This is a genomic window from Listeria sp. MAN/IMW/UF555, assembly GCF_058684075.1.
Genome location: NZ_JBZWZS010000007.1, coordinates 1 through 4,699 on the forward strand (window position 1 = coordinate 1; position 4,699 = coordinate 4,699).

A 4,699-nucleotide genomic window follows, 5' to 3' on the forward strand; every position below is an offset into this window, starting at 1 on the left:
GTGGAGTACCGTCTATCTGGCGGTCCGGCCGCCCCGCACGATCAAGGGGGCACCTCAAGGTTTGTCATATGGACAGCGGCAGTCGGAACAAATGGTCAACAAAGGCCTGAGCGTTGCCGCAAAGTATATTAAGTTTCGTGGGTTTGTGAGGTTGGACGAGTTGGAAGTTACCGGATCACCTCTCGTGATGTTTCACCCGCGGAGCTCGTAGTAGACGATCTGCCATCCATTCTTGGGACCGCGCCACTGGGTGATCTGAAAGCTATGGGCTTGTGCAGACCCGTCCAGGACGCGGCTACTCCACCGTAGCGTTTCATCGTAACTGCTTCCGGACGATAACGCACCCGCTATGCGCCGAATGGGCAGCTTGGCGGGGAGCCTGCGGATGCGTCGGCCATCGTTGCCGACAAAGATAACGTCTTCGGCCACGCTTCGTCTTGGAACAGCCAACCAGTCGACCTGTTTGCCGGCCTGCTCCTGTCGCAAAACAGACGCGATCTCTTTCGCATCGCTAACGGCTTGGATTTGGAGCTGTTCATTGGTGAGTTTTGCCGAGCACTCAGGTTCGATCGCTTGTAAACTTTCTGCCGCTAATGCCTTCGATCCATCCCGACGATAGTCGTCGATTTCCCAGCGCCACCCCTCAGCACTGTTCCGCCAAAGCGTCTTATATGATCCAACTCGATTTCCGCCATCGTACAGCCCGCCGATAACAACTGCCGACCCGCTCGGATCACAGGACGGAAAGACAAGTTCGGGTCTGCGCTCGGCATGGCTCTCGACACTCATCATTGTGAGCCACCACCTTCGGCTACTCTCGGCTGCTTGCAACATGCTGGCCACAGATGGAGAGCGCGCGGTTTCGGGCGCATGTTGTATTGGCCAGGGGTCGCTTTGTGGACCGAAACTGCGTGCCGCTGCCTGACGGCCACTGGCAAGTACAGCTTCCGAGTAGGCCCGCTCCGCCTCCAGCGCGGAATTCGGCGAACTTGCCGCTAGTAGAAGCGCGAAGATCATGGCGAAATCCTACTCCTCAATCAACGTGTCGAGCGATGTACGGGCATCTGCGCCGGATGGTTGAGCGCCCGATAGAGCGTGGCATGATGACACTTCAGCAGCTTCGCCGCTTCGCGCACCGATGTGCCTTCGCCGACGAGACGCTGTCCGAGCGCGATCTGGTCCGGAGTGAGCTTGGGCTTACGCCCGAACTTCACGCCGCGCGCCATGGCTGCCGCGCGGCCGGAACTGGTACGCTGGTGGATCAGCTCGCGCTCGAACTCCGCGATGCCGGCGAACACGGTGAGCACCATGCGTCCCGCAGGCGTGGTCGTGTCGGCCCAGGGCTCGGCGAGCGAGCGCAGCCCCGCTCCCGCCTCGTTCAGCTTCTCGGCGATGTCGAGCAGGTCGCGCGTCGACCGCGCTAGGCGATCGAGCCGGGTGACCACAACCACGTCGTCGTCGCGCAGCTGCTCCAGCATCCGGTCGAGTTCCGGTCGGGCGCGCTTGGCGCCGGACACCTTCTCCTCGAATGTCCGCCGGCATCCGGCCGCCTTCAGTGCCGTCTTTTGAAGCGTGAGATCCTGATCGTCGGTAGATACGCGCGCATAGCCGAGGAGCATGTCGCAGATGTGCATTGGAACACGGCTGATTAGCAACAGACATTTGCGACAGCGTCCGCCCTCGTGGCGTGACCGGTCAGGGCCGCTGTCGCGAAACTTGAGAGTTGCGCGACACCTCGCCCCTGCGACGCGGGACCGGTACGCTCCGGGTCGGGGGATGAGTCGATGGCCAGACGTGATCTGTTGACGGGCGACGAGCGCCGCGCGCTGTTCGGCGTGCCCCTCGACCATGCCTCGCTCGCCAAGCATTACACGGTTGCCGATGAGGACCGGCCACTGATCGAAGCGAAGCGCGGCGACGCCAACCGGCTCGGCTTCGCGCTGCACCTCGCCCTGCTGCGTCATCCCGGCTTCGGCATGCGCCACGACGAGGTCGTCCCCGACTTCCTGGTGCGGCATGTGGCCGCGCAGCTCGGCATCACGCCTGCGGTGGCCGAAGGTTACGCGCATCGCGCCCAGACCCGGCTCGAGCACGCCTGGGAGGCGATGGAGCGTTTGCGCCTGCGCGCGTTCGAGGCGGCCGACGTCCCCGGCGCGCTCGGCGCAGCCACCCGCGCGGCGGAAGCGACCGAACGGGGCAAGCCGATCGCCGCGGCAGTGCTGGGCCATTTGCGTGCTGCCCGGATCGTTCTGCCCGCGCCCGCCCGTATCGAGCGGATCGGGGTGGCGGGGCGCGCCATGGCGCGCCGCCTCGCGGCCGACACGCTGGTCGATGCGCTTGCTCCGGAGCAGGTGACGGGGCTGGATGCGTTGCTGATCGTGGACCAGGATCGCGGCACGACGCCGCTCGCGTGGCTGCGCGACACGTCGGACAGCCCGACCGCGCGCAATCTCGCCGGCATTCTCGCCCGGCTCGCGCATGTGCGTCGGCTCGGGCTCGACCCGGGCATTGCCGGCCGCATCCACGAGCACCGCTTCGAGCAGCTCGTGCGCGAAGGCCATGTCGCGCCCGCGTTCCTCCTGTCCGACTACTCGCTCCGCAGAAGGCGCGCGACACTCGCCGCAGCCGTCATCGACCTGGAAGCGCGGCTTGCGGACGCCGCGATCGAGATGTTCGGCAAGCAGACCGGCCTCCTGTTCGCCAGGGCCAGGGCCGCGCAGAAGCGCGGCATCGAGGCGACCACACGCGACGTGAACCGGCTCATGCGGCTGCTGGGCGCCACGGTCGGCGCGCTCCGGGTCGCGCGCGAGGACGGGTTGGACGTCTGGGCGGCGCTCGAAGACGGAGTGGGCTGGACGAGGCTTCTGGATGCCGAGGGCGAGGCGACCGCGATCGCCGACCTGACCCGTGACGAGCCGCTGATCCGCGCGGCGGGGCGCTACATGACGATGCGGCGCTACGCGCCCGCGTTTTTTGACGCGTTCCGGTTCAAGGCGGCAGGCTCGCGCGACGGCGTGCTCGGCGCGATCAAGGTCGTGCGCGCGCTGAACGCGACCGGGCGGCGAGCCGTGCCGGCCGATGCGCCCATGCCGTTTTCCAGAAAATGGAAGGCGGCGATCACCGAGGGCGGCGTCATCGACCGCCGTCGCTATGAAACCGCCACGGTCGCGACCGTGCGCGAGCGGCTCCAATCGGGCGACCTGTGGGTGGAGGGTACGCGCGAACACCTGCGCTTCGACAGCTATATGCTCCCGCCCGGCAAAGCGGCCGAGATCGCGCTCACGCTGCCGTTCGACACCGACGTCGGCCGCTACTTGGAGGGGCGCGCCAGGCTGCTCGACTGGCGGTTGCGCCGGTTCGCAGGCTCGCTGAAGCGCGGCACGCTTGACGGCGTGGAGCTGCGGGGCGGTGACCTCAGGGTCAGCCCGCTCGCGGCCGTAACGCCCGCTGCGGCCGACAGGCTGGACGCGGCCGTCGACCGGCTCATGCCCCGCGTGCGCATCACCGAGCTGCTCGCCGAGGTGGAAGCCCGCACCGGGTTCCTGTGCGCATTTCCGGAACTGCGCTCGGGCCGCGCCCACTCCAACCCGCAGGCCGTGCTCGCCGCGATCCTGGCAGACGCGACGAACCTCGGCATCGAGCGCATGGCCAACGCCAGCCAGGGCGTCACCTACGCCCAGCTCGCCTGGACGCATGGCTGGTACGTATCGGAAGAGAATTACGCGGCAGGGCTGCGCCATCTGGTGGACGCGCAAGCCGCGCTGCCGCTCACGCGCGTGTGGGGCGACGGCACCGCGTCGAGCTCGGACGGGCAGTTCTTCCGCTCGGGCAGGCGGGGCGCGGCCGGCAGCACCAACGCGCGCTACGACCGGGAGCCGGGGCAGAAGATCTACGCCCATGTCGCCGATACCTACGCGCCCTACCATGTCCGGCTGATCTCGGCGACCGCGGCGGAGGCGCCCTATGTGCTGGACGGGCTGGTCGCGCACGGCTGCGGCATCGAACCCGCGACCCACTATGCCGATACGGGCGGCGCGTCCGACCACGTGTTCGCGCTCGCGCACCTACTCGGCTTCCGGTTCGTGCCCCGCCTGCGCGATCTAGCCGATCGCCGGCTCGGCCTGTTCCCGGGCACGGCCCGCCCCGAGGCGCTCGCGAAGCTGATCGGGCGCCCGTTCAACATCGCTGCCATCCGCGAAAGCTGGGACGAGATCGTCCGGCTCGCCGCGTCCGTGAAGGCCGGCGTGGTGCTACCGTCGGTCATGCTGAAGAAGCTGGCCGCGTACCGTCGCCAGAACCGGCTCGACTTCGCGCTCCAGGAGCTGGGCCGGATCGAGCGCACGCTGTTCACGCTCGACTGGTTGGAATCCAGGGCGCTCCGCCAGCAGTGTCAGGCCGGGCTCAACAAGCGCGAGGCGCGTCACACGCTCGCCCAGGCCGTGTTCGTCCATAAACAGGGCCGCCTGCGCGATCCGCAATTCGAGACCCAGGCGCTGAAGGCGTCCGGGCTGACGCTGGTCACCGCCGCGATCGTGTACTGGAACACGCTCTACATGGGCCGTGCGGTCGAGCATCTGCGCGCCAGTGGCGAGCCCGCGCTCGACGAGCTGCTCGGCCATGTCGCCCCGCTTGGTTGGCGACACATCAGCCTCACCGGCGATTACCTCTGGCAGGATGCTGCTGCCGAGCTCGATCAAGA

General features: G+C 67.4%; 3 protein-coding genes. 1 reads left to right on the top strand and 2 read right to left on the bottom strand.

From position 1 onward, the window contains the following. Nucleotides 1–192: 192 nt before the first annotated feature. Together AC4PG8_RS13780 and AC4PG8_RS13785 are read right to left on the bottom strand one after the other, a co-directional pair. On the bottom strand, nt 193–792 hold the full coding sequence (locus tag AC4PG8_RS13780; RefSeq protein WP_037447156.1) for a hypothetical protein: 600 nt from the start codon (nt 790–792) through the stop codon (nt 193–195). Nucleotides 793–1,037: 245 nt separating this feature from the next. Beyond that, the gene (locus AC4PG8_RS13785; protein WP_018250483.1) at nt 1,038–1,634 is read right to left on the bottom strand and encodes a recombinase family protein; all 597 of its coding nucleotides are present in this window, start codon (nt 1,632–1,634) and stop codon (nt 1,038–1,040) included. 150 nt (nt 1,635–1,784) lie between these two features. Between AC4PG8_RS13785 and AC4PG8_RS13790 the strand changes: the two genes are divergently transcribed. Then, nucleotides 1,785–4,699 (top strand): Tn3 family transposase (locus AC4PG8_RS13790; RefSeq protein ID WP_492170462.1); only part of this gene is annotated, 2,915 nt, incomplete at its 3' end.

Bases quoted from the DNA above. Each gene is read 5' to 3' on its own strand.
- AC4PG8_RS13780 (WP_037447156.1), bottom strand. From the start codon at position 792: ATGATGAGTGTCGAGAGCCATGCCGAGCGCAGACCCGAACTTGTCTTT.
- AC4PG8_RS13785 (WP_018250483.1), bottom strand. From the start codon at position 1,634: ATGCACATCTGCGACATGCTCCTCGGCTATGCGCGCGTATCTACCGAC.